Below are 20,669 nucleotides of genomic sequence, written 5' to 3'. Positions count from 1 at the left end.
CTGAAAAAATATGTACCCAGCACCTAGCACCTTCTTCTGATATTTTCCCAACTCTCCTCATCTTGTCTTTTCTGAAAATTATCTTTTTCTTTATCGGTTTAATGTTCTAGTTCACCAGGGATATAAATGTGGTTGATGAGTCGGAAAATTCCTATAAACTAAATTCTCCTGACTACTTCTTCAGCGCTGAAAAAAATATCAATACCATCTACCACCTTCTTCAATTATCTTCCGATTTTTCAGAGGGAAGATAGAAGTTAAGAAAATCAAGGGAGCGGATGATTTTTCAGATAATATTTTCTTGACTCTCCTCATCTTGCCTTATCTCAAAATTATCTTTTTATTTATCGGTTTAATGTTCTATTTCACCAGGGATATAAATATGGTTGATGAGTCAGAAAATTCTGATAGATCAAATTCTCCTGACTACTTCTTCAGCGCTGAAAAAATATGTACCCAGCACCTAGCACCTTCTTCTGATATTTTCCCAACTCTCCTCATCTTGTCTTTTCTGAAAATTATCTTTTTCTTTATCGGTTTAATGTTCTAGTTCACCAGGGATATAAATGTGGTTGATGAGTCGGAAAATTCCTATAAACTAAATTCTCCTGACTACTTCTTCAGCGCTGAAAAAAATATCAATACCATCTACCACCTTCTTCAATTATCTTCCGATTTTTCAGAGGGAAGATAGAAGTTAAGAAAATCAAGGGAGCGGATGATTTTTCAGATAATATTTTCTTGACTCTCCTCATCTTGCCCTATCTCAAAATTATCTTTTTATTTATCGGTTTAATGTTCTATTTCACCAGGGATATAAATATGGTTGATGAGTCAGAAAATTCTGATAGACCAAATTTTCCTGACTTTCTTCAGCGATGAAAAAATATATACCAACCACCTTCTTCTGATATTTTCTTGACTCTCCTCATCTTGCCCTATCTAAAAATTATCTTTTTCTTTATCAGTTGAATGTTCTACTTCACCAGGGATATAAATGTGGTTGATGAGTCGGAAAATTCCGATAGACCAAATTTTCCTGACTTTCTTCAGCGATGAAAAAATATATACCAACCACCTTCTTCTGATATTTTCCCGACTTTCCTCATCTTGCCCTATCTAAAAATTATCTTTTTCTTTATCGGTTTAATGTTCTAGTTCACCAGGGATATAAATGTGGTTGATGAGTCGGAAAATTCCTATAAACTAAATTCTCCTGACTACTTCTTCAGCGCTGAAAAAATATATACCTACTATCTAGCACCTTCTTCTGATATTTTCCCGACTATCCTCATCTTGCCTTATCTCAAAATTATCTTTTTCTTTATCGGTTGAATGTTCTACTTCACCAGGGATATAAATGTGATTGATGAGTCGGAAAATTCTGATAGACCAAATTCTCCTGACTTTCTTCAGCGCTGAAAAAATATATACCTACTACCTAAAACCTACCACCTAAATTATTAATTTGAACTGCTTCTAAAATCAAACGTTGCTCCGCACGAGCGATTGAATTATAAGTTTTATCCACAGCATCAACATTCACAGAAATGGAAGTAATACCCCACCGGATTAAATTATCTATTATTTCTGGATATAAAGCAGGAGCATCACCACAAATAGAACAAGGAATACCAGAAATTTTCGCCTCAGAAATTAATTGTTGAATGGCTCTCATTACTGCTGGTTGACGAGTATCAAAAGCACTTGCCATTTGTTCTTCTTCTCGGTCTACACCTAACAATAATTGAGTTAAATCATTAGTACCAATAGCAATACCCCGAACTCCAGCTTTAACATATTCAGGTAGTAAGAATAAAACTGATGGTACTTCTGCCATAATCCAAATTTGGAAATTATTAGGTCGATTTTCCCATTTAGTTTGAATGCGACTCTGACAAAATTGAAATTCTTCTACAGAACGTACAAATGGCAAGATTAAATGAACGTTAGTGTAACCCAATTTATATACTTGAGATAAAATATCTATTTCTAAATCTAGTAAACTTGGTTCTAACATATAACTAAATGTGCCATGTCTTCCTAGTATAGGATTAGAATAATTAGTCCGATGATTATGAAAATTTGCCTCGGTCTGGTTATCTTGATTTCCAGAATAATTAGCTATAAATTCTTCTGGCATTTTAGTAAATGCTTTTTCCCGATCGCTAGAGTTAAATAATGCTAAATCAAGAGAACGATAAAACACTGGTTTTGGAGTAAAAGCTGCAGCAAATTGACTAAGTTTCTTCACCATTAGACTTACCAATTCTGGTTGACGACCTTGTTGTATCCACCATAAAGGATGATGATTTTCTAACAGTTCGATCGCCATTAACTCTGAACGTAATAATCCTACTCCATCTATCAGTGAACCTTGAATTTTTTTAATAGAATTAATTTGACTAAGATTAACCAACAATTTAGTTCCTATTGGCGGTGAATTTTGATTTTTCAGAGAATTTTCTACTACTGGCATCTCAAGTTTATGAGGATCATAATTATCTTCTTCTGCCAGATATATTGCCCCATTATTACCATCAATTAATAAATGGTCGCCTGTTTTAATTATATTGGTAGAATTAGTCGCTCCTACAATAGCAGGAATCCCAATTTCTCTAGCTAAAATTGCAGCATGACTTGTGATGCCACCCTGTTCAGAAATAATTCCAGAAACTTTTTTCAGTAATGGTAAATAACTCGGAATAATTACAGGCACAACTAAAATTACTCTGTCAGGAAATTCTTCTACTTCTGGAGGAATATTTTTAATAACTATAGCTTTAGCTGTTACTTTTCCTGATGATGCTACTATGCCTTTGACAATGGGATGTTCTGTATTAGGAATAGATATTGATTTTTCTTCTTTTGCTGATTTTGGCAATTTTGCCAAATTTTGCTCGTCTTGTGGAAATCTTTCAAAATCTGTAATTAAGAGTTCAACTTTTGCATCATTAGACCTTGGGAAAAAACTCCATTTTACTCCAAAATTAGTACCGATATTATTGGCTATACCCTGAGTTAATCTAATTAATGATTGTAATTGCTTTTCCTCTAAAACTAATTCTTTTTGTAGTTCTTCTGGCAATAAAAAAATTTGCAGTGCTGCTAAAGTTTTGGGAAGAGGAATTTGAGTATGATAATTTCCTTGCCATATCTCTGTATAGCTAACTTTAATCATTCTTGCATCAAGGTTATAAGCGATAATTTTATTACCTAACTTCTTGTTTTCTACAGTGCAATTTTCAGCAGAAATGATATAAGAATCAGGGATAACTTGCCCCAACTCAATGGATACTCCTAAACCATGAGTTGCTTGAATTTCCCAACTATTAGTAAAAACTTTAATATTTCCCGAAGCGATCGCTGACTGTACGGCTTGTACTATAACTACTGGTTGAAGTTGTGGAATTTCAACTTGCTGACTATGCCAATATAATAAACTTTTAGCATTAAATATTTCTGCCCATACTTGTTTAATTCCTGGGACAAATTCTTCCGGTCTAGCTTGACACATTATTGGTTCTAATATACCTAAAGTTTTTAGGTGAGGAGATGCTAAGTCAAGCTGAAAACTTAATACTTCGGCATTGAGATTTTTAATAGCAGATTCTAGAGATAATAATAACTCGGATGGTAAATCAGTAGATGCAGTATTGCAGTTAATTGATTGAGAAATTTGTTGTAATTGTTGATAGTCATTGACATTAAAATGCAACGTAGAATTGGGGAAGTCAGCTAATAATGGGTCAGACCAATCAATGTGTTGTAAAAATTGCCAAAAGCTATTTGCTGGAATGACAAAACCAGGAACAATTGGATAACCTTGCTCCATGAGATGAGCTAAATAAAAAGCTCTTTCTCCCACTGTTTTCCAGTCTGAGGACTTAATTTTATCTAGCCAGTAAAACTTATGCACAAAACTATTGATTTGCTGACATCAAATGTTAAAAATATTGACACTCGCCCGTTAAATCAGAGATGATAATTAGATAAGCTTTTGAGGTTACAAAAGTGCCAAAAAAAATATTTAACTAAACTGTATTGTATTATATATAACTAATGCTATATTGATTCGCTACCACTCAATTAATTAGCTGGTTGAAATTCATCTCACCGCTAAATTAAAAGGGTGCATCTCATATTTGCAAAAATACTTTTCTCCTATATATTCCCTGTTCGCTGTTCCCTGTTCGCTGTTCCCTAAAAGTGATAAATTTTTGGCTTTATTCTTGCATTGAGATGCACCCAATTAAAATTTATAGTGGCTCGAACTCTTTCAACATTCTCTGATAGTCTAGTCTCAAAGTAATATAGCAATATGATTTGAGTTGTGAGATATTGGAAACTTTTAGGTAGCAGGCAACAGAGAAGAAGAAAAAAACGTATCATATAAATATAATAATTGCTATATTCTGTACTTTTAAGGAACACTTCAATTCTCACAACTGATTCCTGATTGCTATAGTAAATTGTTAACAGATAAACATAAGAAACTATTTAATATTTTAGACTTTTTAAAGGTTTTCACAATGATTAAATTTCTCTGGAGAAAAATACTTAAGCCATTTCTGAATATATTTCTTAAGTCTAACTGTCCTCTTTGTCAGAGACCAACAGATAGAGAATTTTGTAAATATTGCGAAAGACAAGTTTGGCAATGTCAATTTCCTCATGGAGGACAAATATTTCCCGGAAAAATTCCAGTATTTATCTGGGGTGAGTATAAAGATAGTCTCAAACGAGCGATCGCTGCTATGAAATATCAGGATAACCCACAAATAGCAAGACCTTTGGGATATTGGTTAGGGGATGGGTGGTTAAATTCCGCACTTTGCAAGAGACAAGTAGGGACAACTACTCTTGACAAAATCGTCGTTGTACCCATTCCGATGCACAAAAAGAAGCTGAAAGAGCGAGGTTTTAATCAAGCGGAATTATTGGCAAAAAGCTTTTGTGAATTAACTGGTTTGCAGTTACGGCGAAATGGTCTGGAAAGAGTGAAGCAGACCCAAGCATTATTTGGTTTGTCCAGTGGAGAGAGGTTGGAAACAGTTAAGGATGCTTTTACTGTAGGGAAAGATTTCCGCAGGAGTCGTCCCCGTAGTTTAGTTTTGTTAGTAGATGATATCTATACAACAGGTGCAACGGTTAACTCTGCAATAAAAGTTTTGCACAAAGCAGGTATTAAAGTTGTCGGAGTTTTAGCGATCGCGACTACTAGAAAACCTAGCGTTTCACTAAAGTCAAAAGTTAAAAGTCAAAAGTCAAAAAATTAAAAGTTAAAAGTCAAAAGTCAAAAGTCAAAAGTGATATTTTAGGTACTTACCGAATAATTAATAATTAATAATTAAATAATTCGCGCCTTGAAGCCTCCCCTTTTAAGGGGAAAATAAAGAAATAATATTTCCTTATGTTCAATCAAGAACGGTTAAAACCCGAGGTAATTATCAATTATCCATTATCAATTAATGAAAGCACTTTTGAGGAAGGGTGAGGTACAGTTGTAAAACTATTCTTATATTTTATGTTCCCTATTCCCTATTCCCTATTCCCTATTCCCTATTCCCTATTCCCTTTTTGATAATTAGCTATGCTTAGAAAAATAGATTGTAATATTTGGGTTGCCGAGCAACCTTTCAGATTTTTGGGATTAGATATTGGTATAAGAATGACCGTAATTAGTTTAAAAAATGACGAACTAGCTGTCATTTCTCCAATTAAAATTGACCATAAAATTATTGAGCAATTCAAAGAAATTGGAAATGTCAAGCATATTATTGCTCCAAATCTTTTTCACCATCTTTTTTTATCTGACTTTAAAAATATTTATCCTCAAGCACAAATTTATGCTGTTTCAGGTTTGAAGAAAAAAAGACCGGATATTTCTATCGATAAAATATTAGATGATGATGAACAATATTTTGGTAGTAAGCTCGAATATTTTTTATTTGAAGGACTGAATACCTTTCTTCTGAATGGTTTATCGCCTTTAAATGAGTATGTTTTTTTTCACGGTGAAAGTAAAACGTTGATTGTGACAGATATTGTATTTAACTTTGATGAAAGCTTTCCATTTACAACAAAGTTAGTATCTAAAATTCTGGGAGTATACAAACAACTCAAACCATCATTTTTAGAACGGTTAGGTACTAAAGAAAAAGAAAAAGTTAGACAATCAGTTCAGAAGATTTTGCAACGGGATTTTAGAAGAGTTATTATGGCTCATGGCACTATTGTAGAAGATGATGCAAAGCAGAAATTTAAGAAAGGATATGAGTGTTTTTTAGAGAAAAAGTTTTGACAATAAATAAGCAACGAACGAACCTTTTAGGAAGGTCATACCCTTGTTATCTGCTATAGTAAATATCTATCTAAATAGGGCTTGCTGATTAAATCTAAAAGCATTGATATATAAAGACTTTAGGCTTTTTTTTTGCCTTGAAAAAGTGCCTGGTATCACGTCTGAAACGCTCAAAAAGTTAGTGTTTTAGGCGCATAGTTGGGCAGAAAAATCAAGGGACAATTCTTACTTCTACCTCCTCGCTCATTCCCATTTCTCCTGTCTCCTGTCTTCCCCTCCACGGTCGGGGCCCGTGGGTGGGTTGTCTCCTGTCTCCTACCCCTACTAAAAGACTAATGAAGCGCAAACCCTAATTTGAGCTTAAATGTATCAGTATTATTGCAATGTCGTGCCAATTATTTACCCCCTTCAAACTATCAGTTAAGAGACCCTCGTATCAAAGCAGTTTTCGCTTACTTTCCTCTAACAAGTGTAATTTTCGGACCTGAAGAAATGAGAAATATTTCTGTTCCTACTCTAATGATGGGAGGTAGTCACGATCTTCTTACCCCAGGAATAAATGATTCAAACTCAAGGTAGAAATAATGGAGCGATCGCTACCTTTGCAATAAGGAGGCTTGAAATCTGGAATATTCTCTCTATTTTTTTATACCTTTAAAAAGGGAAGCTTTAGACCACAATTTTTCGGTAATAGAATTAGGGTTTGCTGAAAAAGTCTTTTTGCAAGAGTCGGAGCAAATGTTGTGTCTTGAATTTTTCCCTGTTTGTTATTAGCTACACCATAATTCTCAGATTTTCCTTCCTTACCAGTCGCACCATAATTCTCAAAATTTCCTTCCTTACCAGCCACACCATAATTTTCTCCAATATCAATTTTATCTCCACTTCTTTCTGACATTTTTGTATCTCCTTGATGACTATAATTTTCTGCATAAATATTTGGGCGTTGCATCGCAATATCCACCCAAGCTGCTAATCTTCTAATTTGTTTATCTTTCTCTGCCAAAAGTTGTTGAAGTTGCTCCGGTGGGAGAACTTCTAAATAGAGTCGGGCGATCGCTACTTTCCTACTTTCTCTAAAACCAAAAACTAAGACGTTGTAGTTTTCGCACCAGAAAAGACCGAAGTGAGAACCAACAAAAATATTGCCCTATATTCTGAGTTGGTCTCAAACCAAAAACTAAGACGTTGTAGTTTTCGTACCAGAAAAGACCGAAGTGAGAACCAACAAAAATATTGCCCTATATTCTGAGTTGGTCTCAAACCAAAAACTAAGACGTTATAGTTTTCCCACTACCGAAACACCGAAGTTAGAATCAACAAAAATATTGCTCTATATTCTGAGTCTGTCTCCAACCAAAAACTAAGACGTTATAGTTTTCCCACTACCGAAAGACCAAAGCTCGAATCAACAAAAATATTGCCCTATATTCTGAGTCTGTTTCAAACCAAAAACTAAGACGTTATAGTTTTTTCCCACTACCGAAAGACCAAAGCTCGAATCAACAAAAATATTGCCCTATATTCTGAGTTTGTCTCAAACCAAAAACTAAGACGTTATAGTTTTTCCCACTACCGAAAGACCAAAGCTCGAATCAACAAAAATATTGCCCTATATTCTGAGTCTGTTTCAAACCAAAAACTAAGACGTTATAGTTTTTCCCACTACCGAAAGACCAAAGCTCGAATCAACAAAAATATTGCTCTATATTCTGAGTTGGTCTCAAAGGAAAAACTAAGCTGAAAAAGTGCAAGGTTTTTGGCTGTTGTAGGCTCAAAATACTAATATAGCAATGAGCGCTGGTATATTTACAAATTGCAGGAGGGGCCAAATAGCTAAAAGTTTTATATTATAAGCAATTTATTCCCCTCCTGGGAGAGGGGTGGGTTGCCTGTTGCCTGTTGCCTGTTGCCTTGCACTATAAAACCCTTGAGTAGCCCAAAACTTTGCTAAATTGAAAATTGAGATAATATTTCTGTTATATCCCCCTATATTTAGCTGCTGAAAATGTACACTCACTCCAATCAATTGCAAGTAGTTTTACCTAGCTTAAAAGAAGCAGGAATTACTCAACGAATAGCCTTAGGACATATCTACAAAATCAAATTCCTGAATAACGATTTATTAATAATCTGCGCCAGTGGTGGTACAAGCTTATACGACATTAATAATTGGCAACGACTGTGGGATATCGACTCCCCGGCAAAATGTGGCACAATAAGTGACGATGGTACAACACTAGCATTAGGTTGGGGTCAAAAAATTTATATTTGGGATTTACGGCAAAGGCAACTTTTACGACAACTGCAAATACAAACTGATGATGATATAACAATAACTTGTATTGCCATTAGTTCTCAAGGTCAGTTTCTTGCCTGTGGAGATAATAAAGGTACTGTCAGATTTTGGAATTTAGCATCGACAACAGAGACTCCAGCGATACAATTATCTTATTCTGAAGAAGAGTTAGAAGTAGTGAGTGTAGCGATCGCTTCCCATGGTAAATTTCTAGCAGCTACATTTATAGATATAGGTGATGTTACAGTCTGGGAAGTAGCATCTGCAACTCAAGTAAAAATCATGGCAGGGGAAACAGACTTTCCCTCTAATTCTGTATTTTCTAGTCCAGACGGCAGATTAATAGTTTGCGGGAGTAATGCTTTACATATATGGGATATGGTAGCAGGAACCGAGTCAAAATTTCTCGACTCATGGCATAACAATGCTGCTATTAGTTCTGACAGTCGCCTCCTAGCTGCGGATAATCAAATCTGGGAGTTAGCATCGCAAAGAAACATAGTCACATTACCCGGTCATCCTAATTACATTGGTAGTATAGCCTTTAGTCCTAATAGTGAATTTTTGGCTGCTAGCAGTTACGACCGAGTAAATATTTTAGAAATTCCATCGGGAAAAACGATGACAGTTCTGGAAACTCAAACAAATTTTTTCATCAAAAAAGTGGCTTTTAGTTCTGATGGAAAATTTCTAACTATTGTCAGTCGTAATCAAGTCCAATTATGGAATATCCTTTCTGGAGAAAAGATTGAAACAATAGTCTCAGATATGGAGTGGGTGCAAACAGTTGCATCTAATTCAGATGATTATTGTTTTGTGTTTGGCAGTAGTCTGATTTCTGATGGTAACTTTAATCAGATTTGCTTGTGGGGAAATCGATCAGAAACTTATATTCAGATACCGCGAAATAGTTGCCCGAAAATTATTGCTATCAGTCCAGACCTAAAATTAGTAGCGTTTATTAATTCAGAACATCATCTAAATTTATGGGAAATTGCATCAAAGCAAGTAGTCAAAAGTTTTTGGGGACATACAGACTATATTCAAAGTGTTGTTTTTAGTTCTGACGGTAAGTTTATGGCCTCTGGTAGCGACGATGGTACTGTGAGGTTATGGGATATTGCTTCTGAGAAAGAAATCAAGATTTTGGAGGTTCGTATTAATTGCATAAGTAATGTTGTGATTAGTAACAATGGTAAATTTCTGATCTTTAGCAGTTGCGAGCAAGTGCATTTATGGAATATGGTATCTCAGGATGAAGTTACAGTTTTAGAAGGACATAACAATCCAGTAGAGAGTCTGGCAATTAGTCCTGATAGTCAGTTTCTCGCTTCTGGAGATAGAGATGGTATTGTCAAGTTATGGGATACAAAATCAGCCAAAGAAATTAAGGCATTGGCTGGACATACAGATACTGTGATGGCTATTGCTTTTAGTCCTGACAGTAAATTGATAGCAACTGGGAGCGAGGATGGAACAGTGAGATTATGGCAAATTTAGAAGATACTATTTATATCAACTTTGATATCTGTTATAGCACGCGAAAAAGTTGATGAGGACTGATACTGATGATGAACCTTAAACAAGGAACAGTTTTTTTCCACTACTGCTTTATAAAACCGATATAAAACGTCATAAAAAGTGACATTTTAATGTTTACTTCCTGCTTCTTGTGAGGCCGTCGGCGGTTACTCATCCACAGGCATAACGGTCAAGCCGACCGCATGTCTCAAATTTATACTAGCATTTAAATCTCTATCTATTAACAAGCCACATTCAGGGCAGTCATAAGTTCTTACATTTAAGGGCATATCTTGAACATGACCACAATTCGAGCAAGTTTGTTATTAAGTTTGAGCTTGGTTGTGATGGATTTCATTTATGCCTAAGTGCAGTCTGTCTAATAGTATGCTTTTTAAAGTATTATATCGTTATTCTTTGATTAAGTCAATACTCCCTGTTGCCTGATCCCTACTATACCAAGGAACGAGTTGGTGTTTGACTTATGCTGATGATGAACTTTAGGCATTGATGCCAAGCTATGATCTGAAGTTTTCCTAGTTTGAGATGTTCGACTTCTACTTTCTGATTATCCTTCATATTTATTGAGCAAAACTACAGCATAAGCAGCAATACCTTCTTCTCGACCTACAGGACCTAATTTTTCATTAGTAGTAGCTTTTATGCTGACTTGATCTGCTTGTAGTTCTAAAGTAGCAGCGAGGCGCGATCGCATTTCTTTGATATGTGGTTTGAGTTTAGGACGTTCTGCTACTACTACTGAGTCAATATTACTAACTTGCCAGCAGCTAGCCTTAACTAAATGATTGACACGATTCAACAATTCTATACTATCAGCTCCAGCCCATTGTGGATCGCTTGGAGGGAAAAAATGGCCAATATCACCCAAGCTCACGGCACCCAGCATTGCATCCATAATTGCATGGGTCAGAACATCCGCATCGCTATGACCAAGTAATCCCATTTCATGGTTAATTTTGACTCCTCCGAGTATTAGAGGTCTTCCAGGTCCTAATTTATGGATATCGTAGCCATTACCTATGCGAAGATTCATTTTTCTAACTTAATACCTTAAATAGTAGTTTTTATCAAATTATTGTATAGTATATCTTGATTGTACAAAACTACTTTTTTTTATTAATTTTATTGTCAGTAGAGGTAAGTTGTGGAGATTATATTAACTCAACAAGTGCTATTAACGGATAATTTTTTTTTAGCAGAAGATGAGGGAGAAATTTTTTTAGTTAACTCTCAACAAGAAGGTGAAGATTTTATTTTGGATGATATGGCAGCTAAAATGTTATTTGCTTTAATAGGTTCCGGGTCTATTCAAGAGGCTTATGAGGATATTTTACAACAAGAGCAGGTAGAGCCAGAAGTACTGAAAAATGATTTATTAGAATATATTAGAGATTTAAGAAATGACGGAATTGTGAAAATTATCGATCGACAAGATAATTTATCTATTGTTCAAAAATGATCAAAAAATACTTAATAAACTTGAGTTATATTAATGAAAGTCAACTATTATTTTTCACAAAAGATTCAGGTACTAATTAATTAAATTGCTTTCTAGTGCTGCTACGCGGAAGTTAAAAGTCAAAAATATTGATTGGTAAGGCTTTTAGGATTTTGTAACTGGTTAGTTATTTCTGCCATCCTACACTAGGTTAAATTATTTGTATATTAACCACTTAATACCACATCTGCTTTACTGAAATAATATTCAAAATAATGAAAGTCTTTGGCTAACTTAATTACTGCTACTAAACATTAAATTAATTTTCAGACATACTTATAAAAAAGAAGCTGAAAACCATTATTTAGATCAAATTATCATCATTTTCTATCAAGTCTGGGCGACGAGATTTTGTTCTTTGAATTTGTTGTTGATAACGCCATTCTGCTATTTTAGCATGATTTCCAGATAGCAAAACTTCTGGTACTTTCCAACCACGAAAATTAGATGGTCGAGTATAATGAGGATAGTCAAGTAATCCAGATTCAAAACTTTCGTTAGCTAATGACTCAGCTTTACCTACCGTTCCTGGAAGTAACCTAACTACACCATTAATTAAAGCTAAAGCTGGTATTTCTCCACCTGTAAGGACAAAATCTCCTAGAGATACTTCTCTAGTAACTAAATATTGTACTCTTTCATCAATACCTTCATAATGACCACAAATCAAAATAAGTTGGTCATAGTCTATAACTAACTCCTTAAAGAGCTGTTGACACATTGTTTCTCCTTGGGGAGTCAAGAGAATAACTTCTCGTCGCGGTCTAGTTGTTAATGACTCTACAGCAGCAAATATAGGCTCTGGTTTTAACACCATTCCTACTCCTCCACCATAAGATTCATCATCAACCTTATTATATTTGTCTGTGGTATAATCCCGAGGATTAACTAGATTAACCTTAGCAATCTCTTTATCAAGAGCTTTCCCTAACAAACCTGAACTTAGGGGTGTTGTAAAAAAGTCTGGAAACAGAGTGATAACATCAAATTGCACAGAAATTAAAAGTATACTAGAGTTTCTTGAAAAATTTAGAATTAGAAATTGTTGAGATTAATCTTTAGACTATGCTACAAGTTTGCAAGTTGATCCAGCCAATTATTTAGGTTCTGAACTAAATCAAATGTTTGTTGAAAAATTCAATAGTTAGCTGGGGACTTGCAAGGTTATAAGATAGTCTAGTATTATAACAGATTATTGAAATTATTGAAATTGAATGTGTACCTGCTGTCCAAGACTAATAAAATGATACAGTTAGAGTCTCAAGCTTCAGAACCAGATACATTACGTCCTACAAAAACAACTATTATGGTAATTGGAGGGGCGGAAGATAAAGTTCATGGAAAAGAGATTCTACAAACTTTTTTTAATCGTGCAGGGGGAGTAAATGCCAAGTTAGCAGTGATCCCTTCTGCTTCAAGAGAACCAGCGGCCCAAGGAGATAGATACCGCAAGGTGTTTGAAGACATGGGTGCTGTAGGTCTCAAGATATTTGATATCCGGGAAAGGTATCAGGGAGAAGACCCAAGATGGTTAGAATCCTTAGAAGATTGTACCGGAGTATTTATGACAGGTGGAGACCAACTGCGTCTTTGTGCCCTACTTGCTGAGACACCTTTGATGGACGAAATCAGAAATAGGGCTATAGAAGGAAAAATTGCTCTAGCTGGAACAAGTGCAGGAGCAGCTGTAATGGGACACCAAATGATAGCAAGTGGTGGTAGTGGCTCATCCCCCAATAAGTCCTTAGTTGATTTGACAACTGGCTTGGGTATATTACCAGATCTAATTGTAGACCAACACTTTCATAATCGAAATCGTATGGCCCGTTTGTTGAGCGCGATCGCTACCCACCCAGACAAAATAGGTATAGGCATAGATGAAGATACCTGTGCATTATTTGAAGGAAATAGTCAAATTAAAGTAATGGGTAAAGGCACAGTAACAATTATAGATACTACAGAAATCTCATACACTAATGCTACAAAAGTAGGTGTAGCAGATCCTTTGAGTCTATCAAATTTGAGAGTACATATAATGTGCCACGGCGATGGCTATGATTTCCATTCCCATACCATGAAACCAGGGCTGTCTGAAACAATTACGCCTCTTGATTAAAATAATTTCTGATAATTTACTCAGTTCGTGACTAATGTGTTCTGGTAGATTAATAGCTTACGTAGTTAAGTGGACAGAAAGTCTAATTTTAAACTGAACTGAATGTATTTTTTGTAGAACAAATATAGAAAGCCCAAATTCTTCTACCATCAAAGGATTATCAAAAAAACTGATAAATTTATTTATCAGATATATATTTTTCAAGATGGAGAAAGGATTAGTGCAGCCTGAAAAAAAGTTTGTATTAAACAGTTTAGCAAATGGTGTGACCTGAAATTAAAAATAAAACTGCCATTGCTTCTGTAGATTCTGAGCATAACCTTCAAATCCTCCTATGAAAATCCTCAAACTCCAGACATTACGCGGTCCAAACTACTGGAGCATCCGCCGGCATAAACTGGTGGTTATGCGTCTAGACTTAGAAGACCTGTACGAAAGATATACATCTGATATTCCTGGCTTCTACAAAGGATTAATCAAGGTACTACCAAGTCTTGTAGAGCACTATTGTTCCCCTGGAGTCAGGGGCGGTTTTCTCAGTCGCGTTGAAAAAGGGACACTAATAGGCCATGTCATAGAACACGTTGCCCTAGAACTTCAACAACTCGCCCAAATGCCAGTTGCTTTTGGTCGGACACGGGAAACATCGACTCCTGGAATATTTCAGGTAGTAATAGAATATGAAAACGAACAAGCAGGCCGCTATGCTGCACGAGCAGCAGTGAGACTTTGCCAAAGTATTGTTGAGACAGGTACATATCCTGCAACCGAATTACAACAAGATTTAGAAGACCTGAAGGAATTCAAAAGTCAGGCATCTTTAGGGCCAAGCACAGAAGCTATAGTCAAAGAAGCAGAAGCAAGAGGTATTCCCTGGACTCAACTAGGAGCCAGATTTATGATTCAGTTTGGCTATGGTATAAATCAAAAAAGAATCCAGGCCACTCTAAGTAATCAAACAGGAATTCTTGGTGTAGAACTTGCTTGTGATAAAGAAGGTACAAAAACTATTCTCAAAGATTCTGGAATACCAGTACCCCGTGGTACAGTTATTCGCTACTTTGAAGACCTTCAAGATGCCATTGAAGATGTTGGAGGCTATCCCATTGTAATTAAGCCTCTAGATGGAAATCATGGTCGTGGAATTACTATTGATGTGAGAAACTGGGAAGAGGCTGAAGAAGCTTACGATGTAGCTAGCAAGGCTTCCAAAACAAAAACAGTAATTTTAGAACGTTACTATACAGGCAAAGACCACCGAGTATTGGTAGTAAATGGTAGAGTTGTAGCTGTGGCCGAACGAGTTCCTGCCCATGTAATGGGAGATGGTAAGTCTACGGTAGCAAAACTGATTGAAGAAACCAACAAAGATCCTCAAAGAGGGGATGGACATGATAACGTTCTGACTAGAATCAAAGTGGACAAAGCTGCCCTTGCTATTCTGGAAAGACAAGGATATAGCATTGATTCAATACCAAGAAAAGGAAAAATTTGCTTTTTAAGGGCAACAGCTAACCTCAGTACTGGAGGTATAGCAGTAGACCGTACTGATGAAATACATCCAGAAAATGTCTGGTTATTGTCCAGAGCTGCGAAGATAATAGGTCTAGACATAGCTGGTATAGATGTAGTTACTGAAGACATCTCTAAACCTTTGCGAGAAGTAGAAGGAGTCATAGTAGAAGTTAATGCTGCCCCTGGTTTCCGGATGCACGTTGCTCCTAGTCGGGGTTTACCTAGAAATGTGGCCGGAGCAGTTATAGATATGCTGTTCCCTGGGTCTAAAAATGGCAGAATACCAATATTTTCAATTACTGGCACTAATGGTAAGACAACAACTACACGCTTGCTAGCTCACATAATGAAGCAGACTGGAAAAGTAGTGGGCTATACTACTACTGATGGTACTTATCTTGGTGAATATCTAGCAGAATCAGGAGATAATACTGGACCTCAAAGTGCCCATTTAATACTCTCAGACCCCACTGTAGAAATTGCAGTCTTAGAAACAGCACGGGGTGGTCTTCTGCGTTCAGGCTTGGGTTTTTCAGCTTGTGATGTAGGAATGGTCTTAAATGTAGCTGCCGACCACTTGGGTATTGGAGATATAGATACTGTAGAACAACTAGCTCAACTCAAAAGTGTAGTTGCTGAGTCAGTAATGCCTAAAGGATATGCCATTTTGAATGCTGACGATCCATTGGTTGCTGCAATGGCGGAGAAAGTTAAAGGTCAAGTTGCTTATTTTTCAATGGAACCAAATAATCAACTTTTGGTGAAACATACAGAATCTGGTGGTTTGGCAGCAGTGTATGAGAATGGTTATATTTCAATTCTCAAAGGAGATTGGACTTTAAGGATTGAAAAAGCAGTTAATGTGCCAATTACAATGGCAGGTAAGGCCCCATTTATGATTGCGAATGCTCTTGCAGCTTGTTTGGCAGCTTTTGCTCAAGGGGTGAAAATAGAGCATATTCGAGAAGGTTTGTCAACCTTTGTGGCTTCGGTGAATCAAACACCAGGTCGAATGAATATGTTTAATATGGGTGATTATCATGCTCTGGTGGACTATGCTCATAATCCTGCTAGCTATGAAGCATTGGGTGGATTTGTCAGGAATTGGCCAGGAAAACGGATTGGTGTAATTGGTGGGCCTGGAGACCGTCGTGATGAGGACTTTGTTTCTTTGGGTGAACTAGCAGCAGATATCTTTGATGAAATTATTGTCAAGGAAGATGATGATACTAGAGGAAGACCTAGAGGAAGTGCTGCGGAGCTAATTTCTCAAGGTGTGAAGCAGTTTTTAAATCAAGCTCAAGATTCTGAGTCAAAGGCTACTTATGAATCAATTTTAGATGAGACAACTGCGATTAATACTGCTTTAGATCGTGCTTCTTCTGGTGGTTTGGTAGTAATTTTACCGGAAACCGTAAGTCGAGCTATAAGTTTAATAGAAGCTCGTAACCCTGTTCAGGATCTTGAATTACCAGAAAGTAGTGGAACATCCTCTAACTCTTCTGAAGAGTTAAACACTTCAATTGTACATTAAGTTAAATATCTAAAGGAAGTAAGAAGAAATAAATCAGGACTTACGCAAATTGACCTTTAAAGCACCATCTGTAGGGGCAAAATTAGCATTAGCATTAGCTATATGTAGAGTCCCTGCGTAAGTCCTGTAAGTAGGGTTTGCAGCAAACAGTCTTTTAGTAGCGTTAGGAGACAACCTACCCCTAACCCAACCCACCCCCGCCCCTCCCAGGAGGGGAAGACAGGAGACACCCACCCCTAACCCCTCCCAGGAGGGGAGGGGAAGACAGGAGAAAAGGGTCGGGAGCGAGGAGGTAGGAGCGGGCGTTTTGTCCCTTAATTTTTCTGCCCAAATCTTGACCAAAATCCGCTCCTAAATTGAACTATGACCACTTAAAACCTCGCACTTTTTGATACTTAAAAAGGGTAAAACCTTTATTTATAAAGACTTTTAGATTTAATCAGCAAGCCATAAGTAATAGTTGATTCAGTCAAAAAAAAACTTAATCAACTTCCTTCGATTTAAACTGCTACTGAAAAAGGGGTTGAAAATTTTCAACCCCTTTAACTTTGCCAGAATTTATTAGTTAGTATCTGAAGACTGGAATATCAATTTTCTGACACTAACTATTCTGAAAGACAAAACTGTTTGTTAGCAATTTTTAATTGTTTTGTAGCTTTGAATTACATTAGACCAAGTTGAGAAAGAATACTTTGACCTGTTAAGTATTCAGTAGCTACACCAATGATAAAACCTAACATTGCCAGGCGACCGTTCCAAGTTTCTGCAAATTTGGTAAAACCTAGCTTTTGCTCTTGAGTTTCCATGATGATTAACCTCTAAATTAGTGTAGTTAAAAATTGTAAATACAACAGAAAAGTTATTGAGAAAGAACAATTAGTTACATTAAGCCAAGTTGAGAAAGGATACCTTGACCTGTTAAATATTCAGTGGCAACACCAATGACAAAGCCTAACATTGCCAGGCGACCATTCCAAGCTTCTGCAAAGTCGGTGAAGCCTATTTTTTTCTCTTGATTTTCCATAATCATTAACCTCGTTTGATTTCAAGCTTATGTAATATAAATTAACGCAAAATTTCAAATCTGGCAACATTACTTAATATTTTTATTTGTCTAGACAATTAGTAGATGGACATCTTTAATGGGAAGCTGCATATAATTAATATTGCAAGAATAATTGACTGTAGGTTAATGCAGATTAAAGAAGGATAAATTAATGAATTTCATAATTCTGTACCGCCTCATCTGAAATTGCTATTACTCCGATAAAATAATAAGTATAGTGATGAGCGATCGCCGAATCTAGTCTCACGGTGTAAACTAACTATTGAGTCCGTTCGCAAAGTAATTCTTTGACTTAAAGTAGCCCTTTTGCCTATTATGAATTTTTGGACACTTGTACTTGTATCGATTAGAAAATTCATACTAGCAGTGGCCTTAGTTAAGAATACTAAAAAATTTAGTAGGAAAGAAAAAAGAATATGGAAGGTTGTACAGTTACGGATCTAAAGATTGACAATAAAAAAAACTGCTATGTTCTTGATGCTGAAGCTATGCGACAGATCCAGGAAGAAACAGCAGTTTCGACAAAATTAGAACCAGGAATCTATGTAATCAGAATCCGTAGTGGTTCATTTGGATATAAAAATGACGCAAATAACATTGGTGAACCCATGGTTATGTTGTGGATTTATGGTGGTAAGTTTATCAATAAAAAAACAAACTTGGAAGTTGAAGCTACTTGGTCAACTTTGAATGGTGATGACGATACATTAACTTTAGAAGTACTACAAACAACAAATCTTTGTGCTTTTTTCTTCGATAGTTATATTGATGATAATCAAGGAGAATTGACAATTTCGATAGTAAAAATGTGAAGTAATTTTTCTCTCAAACAAGGAGAATAAATTAAAAAAATACTGGAGTTTTGTTACTGTTTACTAATAGCGAATAACAGTAAATTTCAGCTGATCTATATTACTCAAAAATAATTTAGCCTTAAACTATCAATTCATTAGTCAAAAAACTAATGGCTGATAGGAAATTAAGGTAGTGGTGTACAAGTAGTGATTTTTGTAGTTTTGTTTCTGACAGTGAAAGGGATTTAATTATAAATATCACTACATCTACAGGACTACCGAAATTAATAGTCAAAGTTAAAGCCGAACCCTCAAAAATAAAACCATATTTTGTAAACCTAGAAGCCAGAAAAAAATGTCTTCCTCTACCAAAAAATTAGTTCAAATTTCAGCAATATTTCTAACCTTAACTACTACTCCGAAGCCCTTAGCTGCTTCTAATTTATCTGCTTTAAATAACATTAATATAGCTCAATCTGTTAACTCAAATACTGTCTACTCATTACCTGAATCTTTGCCAAGTGGTACAAAAATCAGATTATATGGCTCTAATAGTATGACAGTCATTAATCGCTCGCTAAAACAGCGTTACGAAAAAAAATTTCCAGACGCTCAAGTTGAACTAGCAGCAGGTGATTCCAGTGAAGTATTAGAAGCACTCCGAAAAGGAGAAACAGATATAGCCGCAATAGGACGTCCATTAACTGCTCGGGAAAAAGACCAAGGATTAGTTGAAGTTCCTATTGAGCGTGGCAAAATTGCTGTGATAGTTGGTCCTGAAAATCCATTTCTAGAAAATCTCTCATTCGATCAATTTGCCAAAATACTCCGAGGAGAAATCACAAACTGGTCAGAAATAGGTGGTTCTCAAGTCCCAATTCGCTTTATAGATCGCCCAGAGTTTAGTGATACCAGGGAAGCTCTTAAAAGTTATGATGTGTTTAAACAAACTCCATTTCAGACAGGAAGTAACGCTACTCAGGTATCTCAGGATGATACAGCAGCAGTCGTAAAAGAACTTGGTAAAGATGGAATTAGTTACGCGATCGCCGACCAAGTCCTGAACAAAGAAGATGTTCGGATTATTGAGATGCACAAAACCCTACCGAACGATCCTCGTTACCCATATTCTCAACCCCGTAACTATATTTATAATAAAGATGCTGCTCCTCCAGAAGTTCTAGCATTTATGGGTTTAGTTACTTCTAAAGTTGGTCAAGAAGTTATAGCAGCAGTAGATAAAGAAGGAGAAACAGCTTCTGTTATTTCTCCTGGAGTAGCAACTACAACCAATTCAGAGACAGCATCAGAGACAGCAACAAATCAATCCACTTCAGATACTCAAACTGAGACAGCAGCAAACTCACCAGAGGTGGACTCGGAGGAAACAGATTCTGCTATTTCTGCTGGAGTAGCAACTACAACCAATTCAGAGACAGCATCAGAGACAGCAGGAAACTCATCAGAGGCGGACTCAGCAGTTCCGGGGGCAGTAGTAACCGTACCCAGTCCAAATACTTCCACAGTTAATGAAGCAAACTCTTCAGAGGTAGTAGATTCATCTAGTCCTGCTCAAACTGAGACAACACTACTACCAAATGATGCCAACCAGGAAATAGAAAAAGAAGGATTCCCCTGGTGGCTCCTTTTGTTGTTAGGAATTCCTTTACTAGGAGCTTTGATTTGGGGACTACAGAGAAGGCGTGGAGATGATTTAGCACAAACAGATTTAGAAACTGTCACTCCATTGGATGAAAATCCAAGCACAGGAGTCTCAACACCAGAAGCAAAGGTAGAGACAACAGAGACAGGAACAACACCAGTTGATGAAAATCAAACAACTCCAACAGATGGTATAGGAATAGGATTAGGACTAGCAGGAGCAGGATTATTAGCAGCATGGGCAAATCGAGACAAAAATAGTGAAATTAATCTCACAGCACAACCAAATCAAAATGGATTAGCAACTTGGTCAGTACCAAAAGCAGACAAAGATGCAGC

General features: G+C 36.3%; 17 protein-coding genes. 9 read left to right on the top strand and 8 right to left on the bottom strand.

The features are described from left to right. Positions 1-1,441: 1,441 nt before the first annotated feature. A complete protein-coding gene (locus tag F6K15_RS17670) occupies positions 1,442-3,919 on the bottom strand; it encodes a putative PEP-binding protein (RefSeq protein ID WP_293062846.1) in 2,478 nt (825 codons plus the stop codon). A 613-nt stretch (positions 3,920-4,532) separates the two neighbouring features. Between F6K15_RS17670 and F6K15_RS17665 the strand changes: the two genes are divergently transcribed. The 3 genes from F6K15_RS17665 (at position 4,533) to F6K15_RS17655 (ending at position 6,883) form a co-directional block, all read left to right on the top strand. Next, positions 4,533-5,279 (top strand): ComF family protein, encoded by a 747-nt coding sequence (locus F6K15_RS17665; RefSeq protein WP_293062845.1) that lies wholly within the window; start codon positions 4,533-4,535, stop codon positions 5,277-5,279. Positions 5,280-5,593: 314 nt separating this feature from the next. After that, the gene (locus tag F6K15_RS17660; protein ID WP_293062844.1) at positions 5,594-6,304 is read left to right on the top strand and encodes a DUF4336 domain-containing protein; all 711 of its coding nucleotides are present in this window, start codon (positions 5,594-5,596) and stop codon (positions 6,302-6,304) included. Between the two features lie 354 nt (positions 6,305-6,658). Then, positions 6,659-6,883, top strand: a complete 225-nt coding sequence (locus F6K15_RS17655) for a hypothetical protein (protein WP_293062843.1) — start codon at positions 6,659-6,661, stop codon at positions 6,881-6,883. A gap of 67 nt (positions 6,884-6,950) precedes the next feature. On the opposite strand, the gene F6K15_RS17650 is transcribed toward F6K15_RS17655, so the two are convergent. Then, entirely contained in the window at positions 6,951-7,310 is a 360-nt protein-coding gene (locus tag F6K15_RS17650) for a hypothetical protein (RefSeq protein WP_293062842.1), read from the bottom strand. 1,002 nt (positions 7,311-8,312) lie between these two features. On the opposite strand from F6K15_RS17650, the gene F6K15_RS17645 reads away from it, so the two are divergent. Next, positions 8,313-10,103: a WD40 repeat domain-containing protein gene (locus F6K15_RS17645; protein ID WP_293062841.1), complete on the top strand. Its 1,791-nt coding sequence runs from the start codon at positions 8,313-8,315 to the stop codon at positions 10,101-10,103. A gap of 188 nt (positions 10,104-10,291) precedes the next feature. Here the strand turns inward: F6K15_RS17645 and F6K15_RS17640 are convergent, their stop codons facing one another. From F6K15_RS17640 to ispF, 3 genes are all read right to left on the bottom strand, one after another. Continuing rightward, positions 10,292-10,414, bottom strand: coding sequence for a zinc ribbon domain-containing protein (locus tag F6K15_RS17640; protein ID WP_375341072.1), 123 nt, complete (start codon positions 10,412-10,414; stop codon positions 10,292-10,294). 163 nt (positions 10,415-10,577) lie between these two features. Beyond that, positions 10,578-10,703, bottom strand: a complete 126-nt coding sequence (locus tag F6K15_RS17635; RefSeq protein WP_293062839.1) for a hypothetical protein — start codon at positions 10,701-10,703, stop codon at positions 10,578-10,580. Then, positions 10,693-11,178: a 2-C-methyl-D-erythritol 2,4-cyclodiphosphate synthase gene (gene ispF, locus F6K15_RS17630; RefSeq protein ID WP_293062837.1), complete on the bottom strand. Its 486-nt coding sequence runs from the start codon at positions 11,176-11,178 to the stop codon at positions 10,693-10,695. Before ispF ends, F6K15_RS17635 begins: the two co-directional genes overlap by 11 nt. A 111-nt stretch (positions 11,179-11,289) precedes the next feature. On the opposite strand from ispF, the gene F6K15_RS17625 reads away from it, so the two are divergent. Beyond that, entirely contained in the window at positions 11,290-11,604 is a 315-nt protein-coding gene (locus tag F6K15_RS17625) for a PqqD family protein (RefSeq protein ID WP_293062835.1), read from the top strand. Positions 11,605-11,947: 343 nt separating this feature from the next. Here F6K15_RS17625 and trmD read toward each other — a convergent pair whose 3' ends face one another. After that, positions 11,948-12,637 carry a tRNA (guanosine(37)-N1)-methyltransferase TrmD gene (trmD, locus tag F6K15_RS17620; protein ID WP_293062834.1) on the bottom strand — a complete coding sequence of 230 codons (690 nt, stop codon included), beginning with the start codon at positions 12,635-12,637 and terminating at the stop codon, positions 11,948-11,950. A gap of 249 nt (positions 12,638-12,886) precedes the next feature. Here trmD and F6K15_RS17615 point away from each other — a divergent pair, with 249 nt between their 5' ends. After that, a complete protein-coding gene (locus F6K15_RS17615; protein WP_293062832.1) occupies positions 12,887-13,759 on the top strand; it encodes a cyanophycinase in 873 nt (290 codons plus the stop codon). Positions 13,760-14,093: 334 nt separating this feature from the next. Then, positions 14,094-16,808, top strand: a complete 2,715-nt coding sequence (cphA, locus tag F6K15_RS17610) for a cyanophycin synthetase (protein WP_293062830.1) — start codon at positions 14,094-14,096, stop codon at positions 16,806-16,808. Between the two features lie 662 nt (positions 16,809-17,470). Here cphA and F6K15_RS17605 read toward each other — a convergent pair. Together F6K15_RS17605 and F6K15_RS17600 are read right to left on the bottom strand one after the other, a co-directional pair. Further along, complete coding sequence (locus tag F6K15_RS17605; RefSeq protein WP_293062829.1) at positions 17,471-17,614, bottom strand: chlorophyll a/b-binding protein; 144 nt, start codon at positions 17,612-17,614, stop codon at positions 17,471-17,473. Between the two features lie 74 nt (positions 17,615-17,688). Continuing rightward, positions 17,689-17,832, bottom strand: a complete 144-nt coding sequence (locus F6K15_RS17600) for a high light inducible protein (protein ID WP_363268178.1) — start codon at positions 17,830-17,832, stop codon at positions 17,689-17,691. A 458-nt stretch (positions 17,833-18,290) separates the two neighbouring features. Between F6K15_RS17600 and F6K15_RS17595 the strand changes: the two genes are divergently transcribed. Then, positions 18,291-18,686 carry a hypothetical protein gene (locus tag F6K15_RS17595; RefSeq protein WP_293062827.1) on the top strand — a complete coding sequence of 132 codons (396 nt, stop codon included), beginning with the start codon at positions 18,291-18,293 and terminating at the stop codon, positions 18,684-18,686. Between the two features lie 337 nt (positions 18,687-19,023). Next, a partial coding sequence (locus F6K15_RS17590; RefSeq protein ID WP_293062826.1) for a substrate-binding domain-containing protein occupies positions 19,024-20,669 on the top strand: 1,646 nt, incomplete at its 3' end.

It is taken from the genome of Okeania sp. SIO2B3 (assembly GCF_010672525.1).
Lineage (GTDB): Bacteria > Cyanobacteriota > Cyanobacteriia > Cyanobacteriales > Microcoleaceae > Okeania.
The sequence above is the reverse complement of the archived record's forward strand: the minus strand, read 5'-3'. Positions and strand labels throughout refer to the sequence as shown.